The 22,063-nt window shown below is 44.4% G+C and carries 21 protein-coding genes and 1 riboswitch; of the genes, 10 read left to right on the top strand and 11 right to left on the bottom strand.

All coding sequences use genetic code 11. From position 1 onward, the window contains the following. Positions 1 to 2: 2 nt before the first annotated feature. Positions 3 to 812 carry a tRNA uridine 5-oxyacetic acid(34) methyltransferase CmoM gene (cmoM, locus tag DA100_RS12340; protein WP_240800917.1) on the bottom strand — a complete coding sequence of 270 codons (810 nt, stop codon included), beginning with the start codon at positions 810 to 812 and terminating at the stop codon, positions 3 to 5. A 95-nt stretch (positions 813 to 907) separates the two neighbouring features. Here cmoM and elyC point away from each other — a divergent pair, with 95 nt between their 5' ends. After that, on the top strand, positions 908 to 1,711 hold the full coding sequence (elyC, locus tag DA100_RS12335; RefSeq protein WP_138972417.1) for an envelope biogenesis factor ElyC: 804 nt from the start codon (positions 908 to 910) through the stop codon (positions 1,709 to 1,711). Between the two features lie 71 nt (positions 1,712 to 1,782). Here elyC and torR read toward each other — a convergent pair whose 3' ends face one another. Next, positions 1,783 to 2,496 (bottom strand): two-component system response regulator TorR, encoded by a 714-nt coding sequence (torR, locus tag DA100_RS12330; RefSeq protein ID WP_138972416.1) that lies wholly within the window; start codon positions 2,494 to 2,496, stop codon positions 1,783 to 1,785. 238 nt (positions 2,497 to 2,734) lie between these two features. Here torR and torD point away from each other — a divergent pair, with 238 nt between their 5' ends. The 5 genes from torD to DA100_RS12305 all read left to right on the top strand — a co-directional run bounded on the left by torD (position 2,735) and on the right by DA100_RS12305 (position 6,703). Further along, the gene (torD, locus tag DA100_RS12325; RefSeq protein ID WP_138972415.1) at positions 2,735 to 3,382 is read left to right on the top strand and encodes a molecular chaperone TorD; all 648 of its coding nucleotides are present in this window, start codon (positions 2,735 to 2,737) and stop codon (positions 3,380 to 3,382) included. 220 nt (positions 3,383 to 3,602) lie between these two features. Then, the gene (purR, locus tag DA100_RS12320; RefSeq protein ID WP_138972414.1) at positions 3,603 to 4,610 is read left to right on the top strand and encodes an HTH-type transcriptional repressor PurR; all 1,008 of its coding nucleotides are present in this window, start codon (positions 3,603 to 3,605) and stop codon (positions 4,608 to 4,610) included. A 142-nt stretch (positions 4,611 to 4,752) separates the two neighbouring features. Beyond that, a riboswitch (cyclic di-GMP riboswitch) is annotated at positions 4,753 to 4,838 on the top strand. Positions 4,839 to 4,970: 132 nt separating this feature from the next. After that, positions 4,971 to 5,567 (top strand): TfoX/Sxy family DNA transformation protein, encoded by a 597-nt coding sequence (locus DA100_RS12315; RefSeq protein ID WP_138972413.1) that lies wholly within the window; start codon positions 4,971 to 4,973, stop codon positions 5,565 to 5,567. A gap of 138 nt (positions 5,568 to 5,705) precedes the next feature. Continuing rightward, positions 5,706 to 6,398 (top strand): TVP38/TMEM64 family protein, encoded by a 693-nt coding sequence (locus DA100_RS12310; protein WP_138972412.1) that lies wholly within the window; start codon positions 5,706 to 5,708, stop codon positions 6,396 to 6,398. Continuing rightward, positions 6,398 to 6,703, top strand: a complete 306-nt coding sequence (locus DA100_RS12305; RefSeq protein ID WP_138972411.1) for a DUF2007 domain-containing protein — start codon at positions 6,398 to 6,400, stop codon at positions 6,701 to 6,703. The genes DA100_RS12310 and DA100_RS12305 overlap by 1 nt, the downstream gene beginning before the upstream one ends. Before the next feature lie 2 nt (positions 6,704 to 6,705). Here the strand turns inward: DA100_RS12305 and DA100_RS12300 are convergent, their stop codons facing one another. The 5 genes from DA100_RS12300 to topA form a co-directional block, all read right to left on the bottom strand. Beyond that, positions 6,706 to 7,509, bottom strand: a complete 804-nt coding sequence (locus DA100_RS12300) for an alpha/beta hydrolase (protein WP_138972410.1) — start codon at positions 7,507 to 7,509, stop codon at positions 6,706 to 6,708. A 154-nt stretch (positions 7,510 to 7,663) separates the two neighbouring features. Then, on the bottom strand, positions 7,664 to 9,124 hold the full coding sequence (gene glgA, locus DA100_RS12295; protein ID WP_138972409.1) for a glycogen synthase GlgA: 1,461 nt from the start codon (positions 9,122 to 9,124) through the stop codon (positions 7,664 to 7,666). Continuing rightward, positions 9,114 to 10,331: a glucose-1-phosphate adenylyltransferase gene (gene glgC / locus DA100_RS12290; protein WP_138972408.1), complete on the bottom strand. Its 1,218-nt coding sequence runs from the start codon at positions 10,329 to 10,331 to the stop codon at positions 9,114 to 9,116. Before glgC ends, glgA begins: the two co-directional genes overlap by 11 nt. A gap of 362 nt (positions 10,332 to 10,693) precedes the next feature. Next, positions 10,694 to 12,382, bottom strand: coding sequence for a GGDEF domain-containing protein (locus tag DA100_RS12285; RefSeq protein WP_138972407.1), 1,689 nt, complete (start codon positions 12,380 to 12,382; stop codon positions 10,694 to 10,696). Between the two features lie 192 nt (positions 12,383 to 12,574). Next, positions 12,575 to 15,208, bottom strand: coding sequence for a type I DNA topoisomerase (gene topA, locus DA100_RS12280; protein ID WP_138972406.1), 2,634 nt, complete (start codon positions 15,206 to 15,208; stop codon positions 12,575 to 12,577). Between the two features lie 414 nt (positions 15,209 to 15,622). On the opposite strand from topA, the gene DA100_RS12275 reads away from it, so the two are divergent. Next, the gene (locus tag DA100_RS12275; RefSeq protein ID WP_138972405.1) at positions 15,623 to 15,871 is read left to right on the top strand and encodes a YciN family protein; all 249 of its coding nucleotides are present in this window, start codon (positions 15,623 to 15,625) and stop codon (positions 15,869 to 15,871) included. Between the two features lie 197 nt (positions 15,872 to 16,068). On the opposite strand, the gene aroA is transcribed toward DA100_RS12275, so the two are convergent. Further along, positions 16,069 to 17,349, bottom strand: a complete 1,281-nt coding sequence (gene aroA / locus DA100_RS12270; protein WP_138972404.1) for a 3-phosphoshikimate 1-carboxyvinyltransferase — start codon at positions 17,347 to 17,349, stop codon at positions 16,069 to 16,071. A 157-nt stretch (positions 17,350 to 17,506) separates the two neighbouring features. Next, on the bottom strand, positions 17,507 to 17,962 hold the full coding sequence (locus DA100_RS12265; RefSeq protein ID WP_138972403.1) for a glycine zipper 2TM domain-containing protein: 456 nt from the start codon (positions 17,960 to 17,962) through the stop codon (positions 17,507 to 17,509). A 21-nt stretch (positions 17,963 to 17,983) separates the two neighbouring features. On the opposite strand from DA100_RS12265, the gene aat reads away from it, so the two are divergent. From aat to infA, 3 genes are all read left to right on the top strand, one after another. Further along, positions 17,984 to 18,694: a leucyl/phenylalanyl-tRNA--protein transferase gene (gene aat, locus DA100_RS12260; RefSeq protein ID WP_138972402.1), complete on the top strand. Its 711-nt coding sequence runs from the start codon at positions 17,984 to 17,986 to the stop codon at positions 18,692 to 18,694. An 8-nt stretch (positions 18,695 to 18,702) separates the two neighbouring features. Further along, entirely contained in the window at positions 18,703 to 19,401 is a 699-nt protein-coding gene (locus DA100_RS12255) for an arginyltransferase (protein WP_138972401.1), read from the top strand. Positions 19,402 to 19,481: 80 nt separating this feature from the next. Further along, positions 19,482 to 19,700: a translation initiation factor IF-1 gene (gene infA, locus DA100_RS12250; protein WP_001040192.1), complete on the top strand. Its 219-nt coding sequence runs from the start codon at positions 19,482 to 19,484 to the stop codon at positions 19,698 to 19,700. A 57-nt stretch (positions 19,701 to 19,757) separates the two neighbouring features. Here the strand turns inward: infA and DA100_RS12245 are convergent, their stop codons facing one another. Together DA100_RS12245 and cysS are read right to left on the bottom strand one after the other, a co-directional pair. Next, on the bottom strand, positions 19,758 to 20,336 hold the full coding sequence (locus DA100_RS12245; RefSeq protein WP_138972400.1) for a thymidine kinase: 579 nt from the start codon (positions 20,334 to 20,336) through the stop codon (positions 19,758 to 19,760). Between the two features lie 143 nt (positions 20,337 to 20,479). Then, positions 20,480 to 21,862, bottom strand: a complete 1,383-nt coding sequence (cysS, locus tag DA100_RS12240) for a cysteine--tRNA ligase (RefSeq protein ID WP_138972399.1) — start codon at positions 21,860 to 21,862, stop codon at positions 20,480 to 20,482. Positions 21,863 to 22,063 lie beyond the last annotated feature (201 nt).

Here is a 22,063-nt window from a genome sequence, read left to right as displayed (position 1 = left end):
TGTTAGTCCTGCTTATCTTTCTTTTTCGCCCATACATGTATGTATCGGCCTAACGAGAGGTATGGCTCTTGTCTGCACAATTGTCTTTCTAGTGCCAACACATCTTCATACTGGTAGTCGCCCATATACTCCATATTGCCTATGTAGTCACTAAAACAACGAATACCAGATTTACCGCAAATTGAAAAACCAGCGTCTTCTATCCACTGATATACCTCTTCGGGTTTTAAGCCTTTTTGCGGTTGTAATTTAAAACGCTTACGATGCGGCATCCCGTCAAGAACATGGGGAATATTGCCACATACAACATTCTTGTAGACCAGCCCATGGTGGTTATAAAACATGATGGAAGCCATACCACCAGCTCTCACCTGCTCAAGCACTTTTTCTAATGCCGGTTTCGGGTCTGCCAACCACTCCATGACTGCATGAAACAAAACGATATCTACTTGAGTGTCGAGATGTTGATCAATCGATTGGACTGGCGAATGAATGAAGCGATACTGCGCAAGCAGTTCATTATTTGCAATATCCTGCTCTGCTAATTGCAGCATTTCAGAAGATAGATCACATAACGTGACGTGATGTCCGAGTTTAGCAAGCTTTTGTGACATTTGTGCCAAGCCGCCCCCGGCATCCAGCACATTCAGTGGTTGTTTCGCCCCATCTACGGCATGAAGTATCTGTTGAAGATCTTCCCAAACAATGACTTGACGAATCTCGCCTTTGTCAGAACCGTAAATATTTTTTGCAAATTTGTGGGCAATATCGTCGAAATTGCGGTCTTCAGTCACAGCAGCTTGAGTTATCATGTCTAATCGTGCTGCTATTCTGTCACAAGAAAAGCAGGAATAAAGAGGCTTTCTCTTAAAATATAATCAATTGATGTTTTTTCGGACTATTTCGTATGTTTGAGCTGAAAAAAGTTGTGTCTTCTTTGCTAATGCCCTTGCCGGCCCTGCTCATCATTGGCCTATTCGGGCTAATGTTGATCATGTTTACTCGAAAGCAGAAGACAGGTTGCTTTGTTGTTCTATTCTCTTTTATTGGCATTTTCCTGATCGCCTTCCAACCCGTTTCATCTCGTCTATTGATGCCACTAGAGCGCCAATATTCGGCGTTTTTCCCAGTCGATGAGCCCATCGATTATGTGATGGTTTTGGGCAGCGGCCACGTTGTCGACGATAAAATACCACCAACATCTGAGTTAAGCCGTTCTGGTTTGATGCGCCTCACAGAAGGTATTCGAATTTTACGCATCTACCCAGGCGCCAAGCTTATCTTATCTGGTTACGCCGCAGGTTCAGAAGTGAGTAATGCACGAATGATGGCCAAAGTCGCGCTCGCACTTGGTGTGTCTAAGTCCGACATCATTTTGCTTGAAACAGCAAAAGATACGTGGGAAGAAGCGCGACAAGCAGCAGCTTTTGTGACAAACAAAAAGCTGGTTGTGGTGACTTCAGCAAGCCATATGACGCGCGCACTGAATGAGTTCCACTCAGCAGGATTAAAACCTTATGCCGCTCCAACTAACTACTTAGCGCATGAGAATGTAACCGAATTCTGGGCCAAATATGCGCCAAAAGCGGTCTACCTCGAGCAAACTGAACGTTATTGGCACGAGACATTGGGTCGTATTTGGCAGACGCTTCGAGACTGGGCGTCAGACTATGAAGAGAAAGCTATGCAGGCTTCAGAGAGCAACGTTTAGCAACTTGCTGTCATCACTGTAAAATAAAAACCGAGGCAAATGCCTCGGTTTTTTTAATTCATCTAGAGCGACTAGTCGCCTGCAAACATATAACCTTCGCCATGAACCGTCACAAAGATCTGAGGGTTCTTTGGATCGAATTCCATTTTCGCTCGCATACGTCTTATCAGCACATCAATGGTACGATCGTTCGGTGCGTCGACACGGTGGCTAATCATGTTGAGAATACGCTCACGGCTCAATACCTGATTAGGGTATGAAGAGAGTGCAACCAGCAATTCATACTCAGCTTTAGTGAGTTTTACTGGCTCTCCATTGCGACTTAATGCACGTCGTTGAACATCAAATGTCCATTCACCAAAACGTACTACATTGTCGTCTTGCTGCGCTGCGTCTAGTGTTGCAGATGCGTTGCGGGCAGAAGAGATACGCCACAATAAGTTTTTAACTCGAACCAAAAGTTCGCGTAACTCAAACGGTTTGGTGACGTAATCATCTGCGCCCATTTCTAGGCCAACAATTTTATCGATGCTATCCGTGCGTCCTGTTACCAGGATAATTCCAATGTCAGATTGACTGCGAAGTTCGCGCGTTAGCATTAATCCATCTTCACCAGGAAGATTAATATCTAACATCACCAAATCAATCGCATTGTTTTGTAGCGTATGACGCATCTGCTCGCCGCTTTCAGCCTCACTCACGTTATAACCTTCGTTCTTAAAGTAACCAACGAGTTTGCTACGCGTGACTGCGTCATCTTCTACAACTAGTACATGATAGCTCATCTACACCACTTAATTTACATTGGGAATTGCTCTAAAATTGTATTCTATTCATAAATAGTAACATTTCTAGTAATTATCACTTTAAAACTAAGAAAGATGATTTTTTCTTGATTCAAGACAAAAGTCACCCACTCATTAACATTCATTCATAATTGATGGTAACTTATAACACAAGCCGTTATCCCTATTCATTTTTATTGGTTAAACTAGTGGATAGTTATTTTAGGAGTTGAACCTAATGCAAGAAATTAAAGCATTTAATGAGAAACGTGCCGAGATTTACTGGTGGCTATCAAGCCTGTTTGCCAATGAGCTTACTGAGGAAAATATCGCGCAGTATCATTCCGCTGAAATCCGCGCGTTTTTGACTGGTTTGGGTGAAAATGCCGCTTTAAAACCTGCAATTGACCGTGTCACTGATGCGCTCAATCGCTTGATGGATCGTGAAGATGCTCAATTGGAACTCGCCGCAGATTTCTGTGATCTATTTTTAAAGTCAGATAGAGACTCTGCCCTTCCTTATGCCTCTATGTACATTGGTCAATCGGGATTACTCAACGACACGCCAGCTAAAGAGATGGAAGAGCTCATGGCGAAACATGGGGTTGCAGTTGAAAAAGATCTAAATGAGCCAGCCGATCATCTTGCAATCGAACTCGACTTTCTTGGCAATCTTATTATTCGCTCAAATGAGTTGGAACAAGAACGTCATTTAGAAGACGCGTTAAAAGAGCAAGAAGCGTTTATTCAGCAACACCTATTGAGCTGGGTTCCGAAATTTTCAGCCAAGTGTCAGACACTCGATGACTTCGGTTTTTACTCTGCAATCGCCAGCCTTACTAGCGCTTTCTTAGAGCTAGATTGCAGCTATCTTGCAGGCGAGTAAAAAAACGCACATTGTGAGCTCAAACCTACAACTTTGACGTTTTTTGTTTGCTCTCTGAGAGTTTGCGGTCTAAAATCGTGACCGCAAACGATAAAAATGAACGATTCAAATACAAACCGCTAAATAAGGGCGGTTTTTGTGTTTCTGATACTTTCTGCCAGACTATTTTATTCTACACTTGAATATATTTGCTTGGCAGTCATCGACAGGACAAAACCTTATGGCCACTATTAAAGATGTTGCTCGCCTAGCCGGTGTTTCAACAACCACTGTGTCTCACGTAATTAATAAAACACGCTTTGTTGCTGAAGCTACTCAAGAAAAAGTAATGGAAGCGGTGAACGAGTTAAACTATGCGCCAAGTGCTGTTGCGCGTAGCTTGAAATGTAACACGACTCGTACAATCGGTATGTTGGTCACCCAATCAACAAACCTATTCTTTTCAGAAGTGATTGATGGCGTAGAAAGCTACTGCTACCGTCAGGGCTACACGCTTATCTTGTGTAATACTGGTGGCATCTACGAGAAACAACGCGACTACATCCGCATGTTGGCAGAGAAGCGCGTAGACGGCATCTTAGTCATGTGTTCAGACCTTACTGAAGAGCTGAGCGAAATGCTCGATCGCCATAAAGATATCCCTAAAGTCGTTATGGACTGGGGTCCTGAAAGCTCGCAAGCGGACAAGATCATTGATAACTCAGAAGAAGGCGGCTACCTAGCAACAAAATATCTGATCGAACGTGGTCATAAAGATATTGCCTGTCTAAGTGGTCACTTTGAAAAAGCCGCCTGTCAGGAGCGTATTCGTGGTTTCAAACGCGCGATGAGTGAAGCAGAACTTTCGGTGAATGAAGATTGGATTCTTGAAGGCAACTTCGAATGTGATACCGCCGTACTCGCCGCAGACAAAATTGCAGCGATGGATAACAAGCCAAGTGCTGTGTTTTGTTTCAACGACACAATGGCATTGGGGTTGATGAGCCGTCTACAGCAAAAAGGCATTCGAATTCCTGAAGATATGTCAGTCATCGGCTATGACAATATTGAGCTGGCTGAGTACTTCTCTCCACCATTAACAACTGTCCACCAACCAAAACGTCGTGTTGGTAAAAACGCATTCGAAATCTTGCTTGAGCGGATCAAAGATAAAGAGCATGAGAAGCGTATTTTTGAAATGCACCCTGAGATTGTTGAACGAAATACCGTCCTTGATTTGAACAAATAGTTCAAATCGTTCGCTTAGCCGGTAGCACATTATTGGCTAAGCGGATAATTCACCTCTTTTTACTGAACCAAGATCACACTTATTCCATTTCGGCGTGATGTCCTACGCATATTTTATTTATGCTCTAAATGTTCGAACAATGCCACGAACAGGGCAAACCACTCCGAAAGGGTGGGACGCAAAGCCTCCGGCCTTAAACATGATATGTCTGGTAGCGGGGTTGCCGATGGTAAATATGCACTTGTCATACACGAATTACTAACGGTTGTATGACGCCTTACTTACAAAGTACCTGCATTATTTTGCTAATCTCTCGGACCTGAACTGGTGGCGTATAACTATACACCGAGAATAAACAGCATGGATAAACCAATACTAAAAGACTCAATGCGATTATTTGAGCAACTTGGCTACATCAAGTCTCGTTCAATGTTTGGTGGCTTTGGCATTTTTGCTGATGACACGATGTTCGCACTCGTGGTCAACGATAAACTTCACGTTCGTGCAGACGCAGAACTGGCTAAACAATTTAAATCTCAAGGACTCGAGCCTTACGTTTATAAAAAACGCGGATTTCCCGTTGTAACGAAATACTACGCCTTGTGTCATGACTGGAGTTCAGATACCAATAAAACCTTAGAACTCGCCAAGCTTGCACTTGATGCGGCAAATAACGAGAAGAAAACTCAATCGCAAGCGAAACCAAGTCGCCTCAAAGATTTACCGAACTTACGATTAGCTACTGAGCGTATGCTCAAGAAAGCAGGTATCGAAAGTGTCGAAAACCTTGAAGAAACCGGCTCAGTTAACGCATTCAAAGCCATTCAGTCTACTCACTCTTCTGACGTTAACATCGAGCTACTTTGGGCATTAGAAGGTGCGATCAATGGCACTCACTGGTCCGTCATTCCTCAAAATCGACGCCAAGAGCTGCTCAACGAGCTTAGCCATCACTAACAGATAAGTTATCGAATCAATAAAGAGTCAGCCTTAGTGCTGACTTTTTTCTTATTTGTGAAATTTACTGCTTGCTTTCCCTTTCTAGTCTATTAACACTTTAATTTCGCTAGCTTTGATGTTTGATGGAGATGTTGTATGAGTAAAAAACTGATTTTGGGCGTTGTGTTCATCCTTGTTGTTGTATTGCTAGCCCTTAATTTTGGACAGTATCTCACTCTGGAAAACGCTAAAGCTCAGCAAGCCGAGCTCGCTCTATTTATCGCAGATAACTTCGTTGTCGCGGCCGCTAGCTATTTCTTGGCCTATGTCACCATCACCGCCTTTTCTGTTCCGGGTGCTGCTGTGGTCACACTATTGGGAGCTGCCCTATTCGGTTTTTGGACAAGCTTAGTCCTTGTCTCTTTTGCCAGTACCATTGGCGCAACTCTGGCTTTTTTAAGCAGCCGCTATCTTCTTAGAGACTGGGTTCAAACGAAGTTTGGTGACAAGTTGTCAGCAATAAACCAAGGCGTTGAACGTGACGGATCATTTTATCTATTCTCGTTACGTCTAATTCCTGTTTTTCCGTTCTTTTTGATCAACCTATTGATGGGGCTAACACCGATTACGACTTTACGATTCTACTTGGTGAGCCAGTTAGGTATGTTGCCAGGCACAGCGGTATACCTCAACGCGGGTACTCAGTTGGCGCAGATTGAACACTTATCCGGTATCGTTTCTCCAAGTGTGTTGGCTTCCTTTGCCTTATTAGGTCTTTTCCCTGTTGTCGCTAAGTGGATAATGGCCAAACTCAAATCGACGCCTTCAGCATCAAACGGAAACGTGTAATGCGTCTCTACTCAGCGACAACACCACCTGAAGCACATATCGTTTGTGAGTTATTGAAATCACAGCAAATCCTTTGCGAGGTGCGGGGCGAAGGTTTATTCGGTTTACAGGGAGAGCTCCCTTTTGGTGAGAACAGTGAACCGTATATTTGGCTATTCGATGTTCAACAACTCGCTCAAGCACAAGCAATCATTGCCGATTTTAAGCGTGCTGAAAGAGGAGTAAGCTGGCGGTGTAGTGAGTGTAGTGAACAAAACGAAGCTCAATTCGGTTTGTGCTGGAAGTGCGGCGCCTGTATGCCCTAACTCTATTTGGCTTCGATTTGCTGCTGAATAAAGGCTATCGAGTGTTGGTTAAATTCATCAGGCCTTTCAACATTGCAGACGTGACCACAATCAGCGATTTCAAGTAATTGGCTTTTACGGTGAGCGGCAACCATCTCTTTGACCGGTTGAATGAACATGTAATCGCGCTCGCCCATCAAGTATAGCGTTGGGATGGGTAACTCACGATCCTTGAAGTATCGCATCAACGGATTAACTTCAGCGGTAAGAATAAACCAACGCTTGAACTCTTTTTGGCATAACTTTTTGGCTTCACGGATAAATAAGTGACGTGATTCTTTTTGCGTACGTTGAGGCATCACGATATAGGCAAAAAGGCTGTATAACCACATGTAAGGAACAATATGCTTACAAAGGTTACCTAGTTTGACCAACACTTGAGAGCGTGTATTAAGACGCGTTACAGCGCCTCCCAGCACCATTGACTTCACTCTGTCCGTCGATAACTCTGCGATATTACGGACAATAATGGTACCCAACGACATACCCACAAAATGGGCTGAACGAATCTTTAGGTGATCAAGTACCTTGAGAATATCCATGGTCACGGCTTTGAAGGTATAGCGGTTTGCAATCAGCTCTTTGAGCAACTGATTCGATTTGCCATGACCACGAAGATCAATCAACAATAGATTGAAATGCTCCCTGTACGCTTTAATTTGTTTAAACCAAATCGATGAACTTCCCCCAGCACCATGCACAAAGACAACCCACTCGTCACTAGTAGGGTGGGCAAACGTTTTGTGGAATAACAGGGTATCGCTCATATCAGACAAGGGCCACTTAGGTTCAAAATCTTGGCTTAGGAGATTACCATAATCCTAGAAGGATTTAAGTCCGACAACTCCATTTATCCGTCATTCTCTGGTCAAAAATGTAAATATCATTGAAAAAGGCGTCGAAATGACGCCTTTAGACAGGTTAAGCGTGAAGGGCCGACCGATACAGGTTGATATACTCTTCAGCCGCTTTAGACCAACAGAAGTTTTGTTCCATCGCATACAATTGAACGCGTTTAACTTCGTTTGGTTGTTGGGCATATAGCAAGAGTGAACGCTGTAGAACGTTTAATAACTCACTCGGCTCAGGTTGTTGAAAAACAAAACCAGTCGCCGTATTGGGTCCTTCGTCGTAATCATTGACACTATCACGCAATCCCCCGACGCCACGGACAATGGGTAACGTGCCATAAGCCATACTATAAATTTGATTCAACCCACACGGTTCAAATTCAGAAGGCATGATAAAGAAGTCAGAGCCCGCCTCGACCAAATGAGCAAGGTCATTATCGTAGGCCTCGACAAAGACGAATTTATCGCTGTGTAACGCTTCAATCTCTTTTAGCTGCGCCGCCAAAACAGGGTCTCCAGTACCAACGATGACCACCTGAACTTGATGCTTCAAGAAAGCATCCAGAATCGGGATTAGATAGTGGATACCTTTCTGGTGCGTTAGGCGACAAACCATGCCATATACAGCGACATCACACGCTTCTAAACCCACACGTTGCTGAAGTTCTTTCTTACACGCTTTCTTCCCTCGTACCATGCTTTGTCGCGTTGCTTTGTAGTTCACAGGCAAAGAAGGATCGGTTTGAGGGTTCCATGCCGAGTAGTCACAACCATTGAGTATCCCGACTAAATCCTCAGCTCTGTGCTGAAATTCCGCCGCCATACCATGGCTACCTAACTCAGTTTTTAGTTCCTGTGCATAAGTAGGACTCACGGCATTAATCTTATCCGCACACATAACGCCCGCTTTTAGCATGGTTACATGGGTGTCACTCACAGCCGCATCACCAGCGTAGCGTGTGTGCATCTCTGTTAGATTCTGTAACTCATCATAGCTAAACACCCCTTTAAATACGGCGTTATGCACCGAGAGTACACTTTTCGTCGATGAAAAAAACGTATCCGCTCCGTAGCGGTGTTTCAGTAAGTAGGGAACAAACCCAGTATGCCAGTCATTGGCGTGAACGATATCTGGTTGAAAGCCAAGTTTCGGTAGCATATCGAGGCACGCGGCACTAAAGAAAGCAAACCTTTCACCGTTGTCTTGATACGCTTGGTTGTTCTCCGCGTACATTTCCGAGCGGTTGAAGTACTCGTCGCAATCAATCGCGTAGACAGGTACTCCCACGATTTCGAGTTGTTTAACTCGATACGGTGTGTGCGGCCAATATTCAAGCTGTGTGTCCAGTAAAACTGGAGCTTGTTCAATGCCCGCTACTTTCTGGTATGCGGGTAGAGTGATACGAACATCTTGCTGTAATGTGAGCAATGCTTCAGGCAGCGCCTTGGCAACATCTGCCAAGCCACCGCTTTTGATTAACCCTTCAACTTCCGATGCTACAAATAGAATGGATAGATTCTTAGTAGCCAATACGTGCTCCTTTTGGAATGACAACGATACCCTCTTCCGATACATGGTAGTGTTTCTTATCTTCCGATAGGTTTACACCAATTTGGGTACCCGGTGCAATATCCGCATCCTTATCGACGATCACGCGGCGCAGTACACAGCCCTCACCGACCTTAACATCACCCAGTAGGATACTTTCGCTAATGTCACACGCAGAGGCGATGTTGCTGCGGAAGCCGAGTACCGATTTTTCAATTCTCGAACCGCGAACATAGCTACCGCTGCACACAAGACTATCGATAATTTGTACTCGACCATTGTCAGAGTCAGTAAACGTTGCCGGTGGTAACGGTGGATAATAGGTGTGGAGAGGCCATTTACGGTTATACAGCGAGAAAGGCGCGTCTTTCGCGAGCAGATCCATATGAGCCTGCCAATATGCGTCAATCGTACCGACATCACGCCAATACACTTCTTCTTTCTCGCCAGTAATGCGGTTGGTGCTGAAGTCATACACGAACACATCGCCGCGAGGGAACATCTTTGGAATGATATCCTTGCCGAAGTCATGAGTTGAGTCTGGGTTATCTGCATCTTCAATCAGCTCAGCAAAAAGCGTCTGTGCTTCAAATACATAGTTACCCATAGATACTAACGCGTATTCTGGATCGCCAGGGATAGATTTCGGGTACGCTGGTTTTTCTTCAAAACCTACCATTCGCCCTTCAGCATCGACTTCAATGACACCAAATTGAGACGCTTCACTTAAAGGCATACGTAAAGCAGAAACGGTAAGCGAAGCTTGCTTTTCTTTGTGGTAATCAAGCATTTGCTTGATATCCATCTTGTAGATGTGGTCTGAACCAAAAATACAAACTTGATCCGGTTCAGATAACTCCATAAAGCCGAGGTTTTGGTAGATAGCATCCGCCGTACCTTCGTACCAACGCTTCCCGGTACGCATCTGTGCTGGAATAGGGTCAATAAAACGGTCGGTAATACCGTTGATATTCCACCCTTTCTTTAGGTGGTGAAACAAAGATTGAGATTTGAACTGTGTTAACACGTAGATACGCATTAGGTCAGCATTAACAAAGTTATTTAGTGCAAAGTCGATAAGACGGTAGCTACCGCCAAAAGGCACCGAGGGTTTACTGCGAGACTCCGTCAGTGGGCGCAGGCGCGAGCCTTCTCCACCAGCAAGGATCATTCCCAAAACACCAGCCATTTAATTCTCTCCATTTTATTTATTGTGTAATGAGCCTTTATTTAGGGGGGCTCATCTAGTTCCTTTAGCCCACTCCAGTTCCTCGTAGGAGTGGGCACAACAATCGCTGCCGCGCAAGACTCTAAGCCTAGTTCTTAGCGTAAAAGGATTATTATAAGTTATCGTATTTCAGCAAGATTACAATTTAAAACATGCCGTCCTTTGGAGCTCACAATTGTTGCTTTGCAGCGCTCTGCGATAGCTCACACTATCTCGCTGCAAGCTCACAAAGAAGCAACAAATTAACTACATTAACGTGACTTCGCTCGAATAGCTTCGGTGAATATAATCAGGGTATTACCTAGGGTTGAAACCCACGTAAATCAAGCCGTTTGCCTTTCACTTGACACCGTATGAATGTGAATCGTCGATTGGTTGGACTGTGCCAGAAACAATGAACTGTCTGCCAACGCGAGAGCCTGTTGCAAACTCATCTGAGGTTGAATAAGTGCTCCACCAATAGAAAGTCTGATCAAATGGTGGGAATGAATGGTGTCACTATCTTGATGTGAATCGACATACTGCTTAATGCGCTCGGCGATGCGTTCTAACGTCCTAGTTTGACCACATCTAACCAACACCAAAAACTCATCTTCTGCCCATCTTGCCGCCACATCGTACTCCCGAATCGCTCGTTGCAAGCCTCGAGCCACCAACTGCAAAGCATTTTGGTATTGATGACTCTCTTCTCCGGAGTCAGATTGCACCTTAATTCCAGCGTCAATCCACAACAAACCAAACTGATACTGTTCACGAGAAGAGCGCGCTAACTCAGCACTGAGTTCTTTTTCCAGACCTCTACGGTTATGTATCTGGGTCAAAACATCAAATGTTGACAGCTCATCCAGTATCGCCGTTCTAGACGCGACCAGATTATCTAATCCCTTGCGACTATTTTGTAGCTCATACTCAAGCACATCTAAGCACTGTTCAAGATTAAGTGAAGCGCCATCTTGGCCAGTCGAGTTGTCTTGCACAAGTCGATAAATGCGCTGATTCCAATATTCTCGAGGGACTAACCAGTGCTTGACTAGCCAACCAAAGAGAAGAATTGCGACGATTAAGGTTACAGCAAGCAGTGGGAAATAGAGTTGGGTATTGACCCATGTCGGCACTATCGCATCAATACTGACAAAGGTCACTTCATACCACCCTAGAGACTCGATGTAATAAATCGCAACAGCGGCTCGCCCACCACCTTGGTTAACCATCAGCACTTGTGCTTCTTGACCTTCCTTCTGCAACTTCATCAGTTTTTCGAGCGCTTGATAATCTTTATCATTGCTAATTACACTGCTGAGCAGGGGTTTCCTTGAACGGCTATCACGCAGTGGGTATTGAACAGAATCGACGCCTAGGAACAGTTGGATCCTCATCTGTTCATCAATAAAGTAGGTTTCTATCCCTGTGGGTTGTGAGTTATGAAACGGCTCGATCAGTTCCGTGAAATCGATACCAGTGCCGAGAATACCTAAAAACTGACCGTTCTTTTCTATGGTCTGATTAATCCAGATCTTGGTTAATCCCAGATGTACATCATGAGCGATATTGACGGAGAGATCGATTCCGCTCGACTTCTGCTCGAAAAACCATTTATCGGTAATCGCATCTGGATCCAGATAGTGGCGAAAGAAAGTTCCTTGGCGGATGCTATTTACATCGTTGTAGTGATAAGACAGGTTCTGATCTAAGGCGACGAAGAAATTTTTGGACGCCAGCCGCCAACGAAATTGTTCAAGTGTATCTTCTGCAACGGCTAGGTAGACTGAATCTTCGCTGTTTTGCGCCCATGAAGTGATATTGGGGTGAGTAGCCAACTGTTTTACGATCTCGGACTGAGCCGTTATAGGCTTTAACACTTCGGCGTCATGTTTGGCAGAGACTTGAGCAAACTCCCATAGCAATCCCTCAATCACGCTATCTAGCACTCGTTTTGAGATACTAAAAGCGGCTATCACCAAAACCAAGCTACCTGCGATAATGATACTTAGAAGCCTTAATCTCTGTCTCATGGCACCCTTCCCGTTATTCTTCTAAATCAATAGAAGCTAGAGATAATAATGTCAAAAGACAGACTGAGAATCACAATATATTAACAACCAATAGGTAAATAATTGTATATTGATCTCATAAATATGAAAACAGACAAGCGTTCGTCTAAAAGAAAAGGCAGCCATTATCGGCTGCCTTTCGTATTCTATACCCTACTTGCTTTTTGCAGGTTTCTTGCGCTTATCAGTAATTTCCCACTTACCGTCCACATAAAGTGCAGTGTAGCCGGTAGGCTTACCGTCGACTTCAGTACGGACATAGTTCTCTTTTGACTTACGACTAAAACGAACCACCATTGGTAAACCATCAGGATCTTTTTCTGGAGCTTCTGTTAAGTAATGGAATTTGGCTGAAAGACGATCTTTAAAACGTACCAGTTCTTCCACTAGAGGTGCACGTGTTTCACGTGATTTAGGGAAGGTACTCGCCGCTAGGAACAAACCTGACGCACCATCGCGAAGTACGAAGTAAGCATCTGAGTTCTCACATGGCAGTTCTGGCAAATGAACAGGGTCCTCTTTCGGTGGCGCGACTTCTCCGTTTTTCAGGATCTTACGTGTGTTCTTACACTCTTCACTCGTACAATCCATGTACTTGCCGAATCGACCGTTCTTGAGCACCATATCACTGCCACACTTGTCACACTCGACAACAGGGCCATCGTACCCTTTCACTTTGAACTCACCATGCTCAACAACGTAACCATCACAATTTGGGTTGTTACCACAAACGTGCATTTTACGTTTATCGTCAATCAGATACGCATCCATCGCGGTTTCGCAAATCGGACAACGTTTCTTAGCTCGTAGAGCCGCTGTTTCAACATCCTCTTCGAGAACATTGATAATGCCGTCTTCGTCACCCAAGTTGATCGTTGTCTTACAGCGCTCTTTAGGCGGTAGTGCATAGCCAGAACAACCAAGGAACACGCCGGTAGATGCAGTACGAATACCCATAGGACGCGAACATGTCGGACATTCGATATCGGTGTATACGATGTGGTTAGGCTTCATGCCGCCTTGATCTTCATCCTGCTCAGCTTTTTCAAGATCGCTCGTGAAGTCATTAAAGAAGTCGTCAAGTACGCCTTTCCAATTCGCTTCACCTTCAGCGATTTGGTCAAGCTTCTCTTCCATACGAGACGTGAACTCATAGTTCATCAGGTCATCAAAACTACCATCTAGACGGTCTGTAACGATCTCACCCATCTTCTCTGCATAGAAACGACGTTGTTCAACCTTAACGTAACCACGATCCTGAATCGTAGAGATGATTGATGCATAGGTCGATGGACGACCAATACCACGTTTCTCAAGCTCTTTTACCAAGGCAGCTTCTGTAAAACGCGCTGGCGGCTTAGTAAAGTGTTGCTTAGGATCAAGATTGACCAATTCGATACTGTCGCCAACTTGAACCGCAGGTAGGATCTGGTCCTCGTTCTTGCCAAGTGGACGTTGAACACGAGTCCAGCCATCAAACTTAAGAATACGACCTTTAGCTTTGAGGGTGTACTCCTCAGCTTTTACACTTACCGTGGTCGAGTCGTACTGAGCTGGGGTCATTTGACAGGCAACAAACTGGTTCCAAATCAATGAATATAGCTTGTGCGCATCGGCTTCCATTGCTTGAAGATCTTCTGACTTCACAGAGACATCGGATGGACGAATCGCTTCGTGCGCTTCTTGAGCACCTTGCTTACTGCCATAGACATTTGGCTTCGCAGGAAGGTATGCCTCACCAAACTCATTACCGATATAACCACGCACAGTCTCAACCGCTTCCGCACTCAGGTTTGTAGAGTCGGTACGCATATAAGTGATGTAACCCGCTTCGTAAAGACGCTGAGCGAGCATCATGGTTTTCTTAACACCGTAACCTAGGCGCGTACTGGCAGCCTGTTGCAGCGTAGATGTAATAAATGGTGCGGATGGTTTGCTTGATGTAGGTCGGTCTTCACGCTTACACACTTCGTAGCGCGCTTTTTCAAGCACAGCAATAGCCGCTTTAGTTTCGGCTTCGTTAACTGGTTTAAACGCAACACCATCTTTCTGCGCGACTTGTAGGCGGAAGTCTGTTTTGTCTTGCGTTTTAGTATCAGCATGGATATCCCAAAACTCTTCTGGAATAAACGCTTTGATTTCACGCTCACGTTCAACCAATAGCTTTACTGCAACGGACTGAACACGGCCAGCAGACAAACCACGTGCGACTTTCTTCCACAGTAGTGGCGAGACCATAAAGCCCACCACACGGTCCATGAAACGACGTGCTTGTTGCGCATTAACGCCATCCATGCTCAATTCGCCCGGTTTTTCGAACGCTTGTTGGATAGCATTTTTAGTAATTTCGTTGAATACAACGCGTTTGTATCGCTCTTCATCGCCACCGATGATCTCACGAAGGTGCCAAGCGATAGCCTCTCCCTCGCGGTCTAAATCGGTTGCTAGGTAAACGCAATCTGCGTCTTTGGCTAACTTCTGTAATTCTGCAACGACTTTTTCTTTGCCCGGCAGAATTTGATAGTTCGCTTCCCAGCCATGGTATGGGTCAATGCCCATTTTTTTAATCAGTGACTTACGATCTTTTTCTTTCTTGATGCGCGCTTTTTCTTCAGCACTTAAGCCTGTGGTTGATACGGCCGCAGCTTTTTGGCCCGTGCTTTGACCAGCAGTCGGTAGATCACGTACGTGACCTACACTGGACTTTACAATAAAGTCCTTACCTAAATACTTATTGATGGTCTTCGCCTTAGCAGGCGACTCCACAATAACCAGTGACTTACCCATAATTGACTCAAGTGTCCTTTATCAAGTGCGATACATATCGCACGACATACTTAATACATTGCTTCTTTTTTTACTATTGAGCGAGATTGCAAGAAGATCAATATCTTTTTTTAATTTCTACATTGACTGCTCGACAATGCAGCGATGTCTTAAAAATGGTAAGCATTACCAAACGACAAAATAATGCGCGATTGATTCGGGCAACTTATGAAAACGCCACATACTAAACGGCATAAGATCTACGATGCCAACTTTAGATAAGGTTTTTTGCCACCAGTCACAAAACCCACAAGCTTCAGCGCCTAAGTGTCCGCAGTGCGATTGATCTATCGCAATTGATTTTATCGTCATTATTCATACAATTTTCAGCAAACCTCTTCAATTAGAAGAAATCATCTACAAAGGTATCCCCCAATGAGCGAAAAAAAAGTCGTTTCACAACTTGAGCTTCTCATGATTGCTAATCACATCATCCAAGAACACGATGATTACATTGATGGCATGCGAGCCGACAGCGTTGAAGAAAAAGACGACGTCTTAGTGTTCAAAGGAAATTATTTTCTTGATGACAATGGATTACCAACAACGAAGACAACGGCTGTTTTTAATATGTTTAAGTACTTAGCACATCACTTGTCGAAAGAGTTTACTTTAGAGAAGTAGCGAGAAGCGAGAAGCGAGAAGCGAGAAGCGAGAAGCGAGAAAATCTTGCAAGGGTTGACAGAGCATGCCAACCCTTTCTTTTAAATTCAGACAATTAAGTTTTAATATCAGCCAGTACTGCCTACAACTTTCGACTCAATCACCACAGCACCTCTCGAAGGACGCAGTCCGTTCCAGCTCTCCGCAAGCAAAGCGCTCTACGAACTTAACCCTTCCAACTTGTCAAAGTAATCAGGGAAAGTTTTTGACGTACACTTTGGATCGTTAATGGTTACCGGTGTATCGCTGAGTGCAACAAGGGAGAAACACATTGCCATACGGTGATCATCGTAGGTATCGATCGCAGCGTGGATAAGTTGCTCCGGAGGTGTCACAATCAGGTAATCTTCACCCTCTTCCACTTCAGCACCGACTTTACGTAACTCAGTCGCCATCGCGGCCAAACGATCGGTTTCCTTAACGCGCCAGTTATACACATTGCGAATAGCGGTAGTACCTTTGGCAAATAGTGCAGTGGTTGCGATAGTCATTGCCGCATCAGGAATATGGTTGAAATCCATATCGACCGCTTTAAGCTCACCCACGCGGGAGATAACGTAGTCATCACCCCACTCAATCTCAGCACCCATTTTTTCAAGAGCATCGGCAAACTGAATATCACCTTGAATACTCGTCTTACCAATACCTGTCACTTTGATCTCGCCGCCTTTGATCGCAGCCGCCGCTAGGAAGTAAGATGCCGATGACGCGTCACCTTCAACTAAGAAGTCCCCCGGTGCAACATAGTGTTGACCATGACGGATAACAAACTCTTGGTAGTCGTTATTTTCTACTTCAACGCCAAACTGAGCCATGATGTGCAACGTGATATCGATGTATGGTTTTGATACCAATTCACCAACGATTTTGATCGTTACATCACCCTGAGCAAGTGGTGCCGACATTAAGAAAGCAGTTAGGAACTGACTTGAAATCGAGCCATCAATCTCGACCATTCCGCCTTTCAGGCCAGTGCCGAAGATTTTGAGTGGTGGGTAGTTTTCGTTTTCTAGGTACTCAATTTTAGCCCCCGCTTGACGCAATGCATCAACCAAGTGACCAATAGGACGCTCCTTCATACGAGGTTCACCCGTCAAGATGAACTCTCCCTCACCTAAACACAATGCGGCAGCAAGGGGACGCATCGCTGTACCTGCGTTGCCTAAAAACAGTTCTAGTGCTTGTGTCGCTTGAAAAGGCTTACCTAAACCTTCGACTTCACACACAGTTTTGTCATCAGATAGACGGTAAGACACGCCTAGCTTGCTCAGTGCATTCAGCATATGACGAATATCGTCGCTATCGAGCAAATTCGTTAATCGTGTTGTACCACTTGCTAAGGCTGCGAGAAGTAACGCACGATTTGAAACACTTTTTGAACCCGGTAAGTTGACCTCACCATTGACTTTATTGATAGGTTGTAACGTAAGGCTTTCCATTTAAATTGATGTTCCTTGCTCAGCCCGTCTTCCTAAACGAGATGATGAAAAATTCTTCGTACTTGCAGCCTATCTAAAAAGCCTTAGTAAAACCAGAGCAAAGTCACAATTAAACTGAATAAATATGTCGTCGGGACTTTGGTGCCTATTATGACTATCAATACTCTTTATCGACCCTAACGCCATCATCAAAATATAGAATGCGAACTTTATCGCCCTTTTCAAACAGCATACCGCTGTCTATGTCCTGAATTACATCGATTAACTTCCCCTGCTCGGTTTCAATCAACAACTCCACCAGCTTATGTTCCATCCGATAGACTTGGTTCGCATTACTACGTGCGATACCGGCACCGGCAACCGCTCCAACGGCGGTAGCCACTTCTTTGCCTGTCCCGCCGCCAAATTGATTACCAACCACTCCACCAACCACGGCACCAAGGAGTGTTTCCCATCCTGAACCTTGTGATTTGACGATCTCTTGCTGGGTGATATATCGCACCGTATCAACTTGACCAAACACCACTTCGTTGACTGGCCGAGCGGTATTTCTTTGGTAAGCTGCATTGGCAATCAAGGGAAAAACCAATATGATCCATAACAACTTCTTCATTCTTGTTTCCTCTATTTATTCATGGCGATATATCTGACTGAACTTAACTGTGATGAACTCTGGTTCCCCTCGCCTTTGGAAGCACTGGCCGATCCAAATGGCCTGCTCGCTTTTGGCGGCGATCTACAACCAGACAGATTACTTTTGGCCTACCAAAATGGCATTTTCCCATGGTACGGCCCTGGAGAACCGATTCTCTGGTGGAGCCCTTCGCCAAGAGCAGTCTTTAATCCTAAGACATTTGAACCAGCAAAAAGTCTCAAAAAATTTCAGCGAAAGCATCAGTATAAAGTCAGTATTAATCAAGCAACAGAACGTGTCATCGACTTGTGTGCCTCGACTCGTCATGAGGATGAAACTTGGCTTAACGAAGATATGCGGGATGCCTATAAACAACTGGCGAAATCGGGTCACTGTCATTCCGTCGAGGTTTGGCATCAGGAAGAGTTGATAGGTGGACTTTATGGTCTTTCAATCGGTAAACTATTCTGTGGTGAGTCGATGTTTAGTTTAAAAACCAACGCATCTAAGATTGCCTTATGGTATTTATGCGACCACTTTCAAAAACATGCAGGGGAACTGATTGACTGCCAAGTCATGAATGCCCACCTAAAATCACTTGGCGCTATTGAGTTGCAGCGTGAAGATTTCATGCAAAGACTGCTATCATTTAAGAACCAACCTGTCATTGAAGGTTGTTTTAACAATCAGTGGCTCACTTGTGAAATATGAGGAGATAAATGAGTTCTGATCTGCAACAAATCCGCATTGGATTGACTGACAGTCATCCTTGCAGCTATTTAGCCGATCGTCAGGAACGCGTTGCTGTCGCACTTGATCCTGCCATGCATTGCGGCTCTAGCTATGAGGTACTGTTAGCCAACGGCTTTATCCGTAGTGGTGATACGATCTCTAAACCCCATTGTGATCAGTGCCAATCCTGCCAAGCGCTACGCCTGTCTATTCCTGATTTTGAACCATCACGCAATCAAAAGCGCCTATTAAAAAAAGCGGCTCAATATCAATGGCAATTGAAAGAGAGAATGGACGATAACTGGTTTGATTTATATGCCCGTTATATTGAGTCTCGCCATAAAAGTGGCTCAATGTACCCTCCTAAAAAAGAGGAGTTTGCTCAGTTTTCGAAATGCAATTGGTTAAACACTCAGTTTCTCCATATTTACCAAGAGCAACAACTTGTCGCTATCGCTGTGACAGATATCTTGTCGAATAGCGCCAGTGCGTTTTACACCTTTTTTGAGCCTGAACACTCATTATCCTTAGGTACCTTAGCGGTATTATTCCAAGCTGAATACTGTATTGAGCAAGGTAAGCAGTGGCTCTATTTGGGCTATCAAATTGATGAATGTCCGGCGATGAACTATAAAGTCCGTTTTCAGCGTCATCAAAGGCTAGTAAATCAGCGTTGGCAAGGGTAGAATACGCCCCAACTTTACATAATTCATTTTGATCGGCATTGTGCGCCGGTTGGAATTGTCCATTTTGAAAAGAGGATTAAATGGCTAAAGAAGACGTAATTGAGATGCAAGGCACTGTCCTTGATACTCTTCCAAACACAATGTTCCGTGTTGAGCTAGAAAACGGCCACGTAGTTACTGCTCACATCTCTGGTAAAATGCGTAAGAACTACATCCGTATTCTTACTGGTGACAAAGTAACTGTAGAGATGACTCCATACGATCTATCTAAAGGTCGCATCGTCTTCCGTGCTCGTTAATCTCAGATTATCGAATACACACAAAAAACGGAGCTAGCGCTCCGTTTTTTGTATCTGCTACTTACCTAGCGCTTCTTTATAGTGCTGACGACAGACAGAAACATATTTATCATTGCCACCAATCGCAACCTGATCGCCTTCCGCAATCGCAACACCATTTTCATCGGTACGGATGACCATGTTAGCTTTGCGGCCACAGTGACAAATCGTTTTTAGTTCTACAAGCTTGTCTGCCCAAGACAGCAAGTATTTGCTCCCCTCAAACAGCTCACCTAAGAAATCGGTTCTCAATCCGTAGCACAATACTGGAATATGAAGTTTATCAACCACTTCGGTCAATTGGTAAACTTGCTCTTTGCTCAGGAACTGACACTCATCGACCAAGATGCAGTGACGCTTCTCGACTTCATTAAGGCTAGAAATTTCCTGATAGAGATTGGTCGCAGAGTTGTACAGATGCGCATCCGACTGTAAACCAATACGTGAACTGACTTTACCGACACCGTAACGATTGTCTAACGCAGCGGTAAAAATAACTGGTGTCATTCCTCGCTCTTGGTAGTTAAACGAAGATTGAAGAAGAGTGGTTGATTTACCCGCATTCATTGCAGAGTAGTAGAAGTACATCTGAGCCACTGTTTTTACCCATCAAAATAATCAAAAAAATAAACAAAAGGGCTGAATAAACAGCCCTTAGAAAATTGCTATACCAATGCGATCGACTTAACGCTCACCCACAGATTTAAAACTGAACAAGGCATCAATCGCATCGAGATCTATCACTTACGACGCCAAGTGGTGCCCTCTGGACCATCTTCTAGCACGATACCCATCTCGTTTAGCTTGTCTCGAGCCATATCTGCATTCGCCCAATCTTTTGAAGCACGGCTATCGTTACGTAGCTTAATCAGCGCTTCAATCTCTGCTACTTCATCATCGCTGCCAGCGTCACCCTTAAGGAACGCTTCAGGATCTTGGTGTAAGATACCAATCACATCAGCGAGTTCGCGCATCAATGAGCCTAAAGCACTTGCCGCCGATAAGTTTTCAGTTTTAAGACGGTTGATCTCACGCGCCATATCAAACAGCACTGAGTAAGCTTCTGGTGTATTGAAGTCGTCATTCATTGCTTCTGCAAAGCGAGTAACATACTCCTCTCCACCAGCGGCTGGCGTTGTCAGATCCAATCCACGCAGAGCCGTGTATAAACGCTCAAGAGACGCACGAGCTTGATTGAGGTTCTCTTCGCTGTAGTTCAGTTGACTGCGGTAGTGACCTGACATTAGGAAATAACGAACAGTCTCAGCGTCGTAATGTTCAAGGACATCACGGATGGTGAAGAAGTTTCCTAGCGACTTAGACATTTTCTCTTTGTCTACCATCACCATGCCGCTATGCATCCAAGTATTTACGTACTGAGTGCCATGAGCACAGCATGATTGAGCAATTTCATTTTCGTGGTGAGGGAACTGCAAATCAGAACCGCCGCCGTGAATATCAAAATGGTTGCCCAAAATTGATGAGTTCATCGCCGAACATTCAATATGCCAACCTGGACGACCAGGGCCCCAAGGTGATTTCCAAGTTGGTTCACCCGGTTTCGACATTTTCCACAACACAAAGTCAAGCGGACTGCGTTTTGCGCTTTCTACATCAACACGTGCGCCCGCTTGAAGTTGGTCAAGATCTTGCTTTGATAGCTTACCGTATTCATCGAACTTCTTAACTTCGAACATAACGTCGCCGTTGCTGGCTACATAAGCAAAACCACGCTCGATAAGTTTTTCAACCAGTTCAATGATTTCTGCAATAAATTCTGTCGCACGCGGCTCAACATCAGGACGCTTCATGTTCAATGCATCAAAATCAGCGTGCATTTCACCAATCAGACGTTCCGTTAATGAATCACAGCTTTCACCGTTTTCGTTGGCACGTTTGATAATTTTGTCATCAATGTCGGTAATATTGCGAACAAACGTTAGGTCATAACCTAAGTAACGCAGGTAACGAGAGACAACATCAAAAGAAACAAAGGTACGACCGTGGCCAATATGACAGAGATCATAGATGGTTACTCCACAGACATACATGCCGATTTTACCGGCATTGATTGGTTTGAATTCCTCTTTCTGTCTTGTGAGTGTGTTGTATATCTTTAACATGATCTCTTTCTAATATTTCCAGTGAATCAAAATAGTGAGCCAGTATATCAAGTCATGCACTAATAGGTAATCCCTCAAACGGTTAAAAAGCCATCATTAGCACTGCTACTCAGCTCTCAACCTGCGCTTTTCACGTATTAATGTCGCAAAAGTTACGCTAGAATCTTTGCTTCAAGTCAAAAACATATGTAAAGGACAAAA

This window comes from Vibrio sp. Hep-1b-8, from assembly GCF_006124995.1.
GTDB lineage: Bacteria > Pseudomonadota > Gammaproteobacteria > Enterobacterales > Vibrionaceae > Vibrio.
Note: the sequence above shows the minus strand (reverse complement) of the source record. Positions and strands in the feature narration are given on the sequence as shown.

Bases quoted from the DNA above. Each gene is read 5' to 3' on its own strand.
- cmoM (WP_240800917.1), bottom strand. From the start codon at position 812: ATGATAACTCAAGCTGCTGTGACTGAAGACCGCAATTTCGACGATATT.
- elyC (WP_138972417.1), top strand. From the start codon at position 908: ATGTTTGAGCTGAAAAAAGTTGTGTCTTCTTTGCTAATGCCCTTGCCG.
- torR (WP_138972416.1), bottom strand. From the start codon at position 2,496: ATGAGCTATCATGTACTAGTTGTAGAAGATGACGCAGTCACGCGTAGC.
- torD (WP_138972415.1), top strand. From the start codon at position 2,735: ATGCAAGAAATTAAAGCATTTAATGAGAAACGTGCCGAGATTTACTGG.
- purR (WP_138972414.1), top strand. From the start codon at position 3,603: ATGGCCACTATTAAAGATGTTGCTCGCCTAGCCGGTGTTTCAACAACC.
- DA100_RS12315 (WP_138972413.1), top strand. From the start codon at position 4,971: ATGGATAAACCAATACTAAAAGACTCAATGCGATTATTTGAGCAACTT.
- DA100_RS12310 (WP_138972412.1), top strand. From the start codon at position 5,706: ATGAGTAAAAAACTGATTTTGGGCGTTGTGTTCATCCTTGTTGTTGTA.
- DA100_RS12305 (WP_138972411.1), top strand. From the start codon at position 6,398: ATGCGTCTCTACTCAGCGACAACACCACCTGAAGCACATATCGTTTGT.
- DA100_RS12300 (WP_138972410.1), bottom strand. From the start codon at position 7,509: ATGAGCGATACCCTGTTATTCCACAAAACGTTTGCCCACCCTACTAGT.
- glgC (WP_138972408.1), bottom strand. From the start codon at position 10,331: ATGGCTGGTGTTTTGGGAATGATCCTTGCTGGTGGAGAAGGCTCGCGC.
- DA100_RS12285 (WP_138972407.1), bottom strand. From the start codon at position 12,382: ATGAGACAGAGATTAAGGCTTCTAAGTATCATTATCGCAGGTAGCTTG.
- topA (WP_138972406.1), bottom strand. From the start codon at position 15,208: ATGGGTAAGTCACTGGTTATTGTGGAGTCGCCTGCTAAGGCGAAGACC.
- DA100_RS12275 (WP_138972405.1), top strand. From the start codon at position 15,623: ATGAGCGAAAAAAAAGTCGTTTCACAACTTGAGCTTCTCATGATTGCT.
- aroA (WP_138972404.1), bottom strand. From the start codon at position 17,349: ATGGAAAGCCTTACGTTACAACCTATCAATAAAGTCAATGGTGAGGTC.
- DA100_RS12265 (WP_138972403.1), bottom strand. From the start codon at position 17,962: ATGAAGAAGTTGTTATGGATCATATTGGTTTTTCCCTTGATTGCCAAT.
- aat (WP_138972402.1), top strand. From the start codon at position 17,984: ATGGCGATATATCTGACTGAACTTAACTGTGATGAACTCTGGTTCCCC.
- DA100_RS12255 (WP_138972401.1), top strand. From the start codon at position 18,703: ATGAGTTCTGATCTGCAACAAATCCGCATTGGATTGACTGACAGTCAT.
- infA (WP_001040192.1), top strand. From the start codon at position 19,482: ATGGCTAAAGAAGACGTAATTGAGATGCAAGGCACTGTCCTTGATACT.
- cysS (WP_138972399.1), bottom strand. From the start codon at position 21,862: ATGTTAAAGATATACAACACACTCACAAGACAGAAAGAGGAATTCAAA.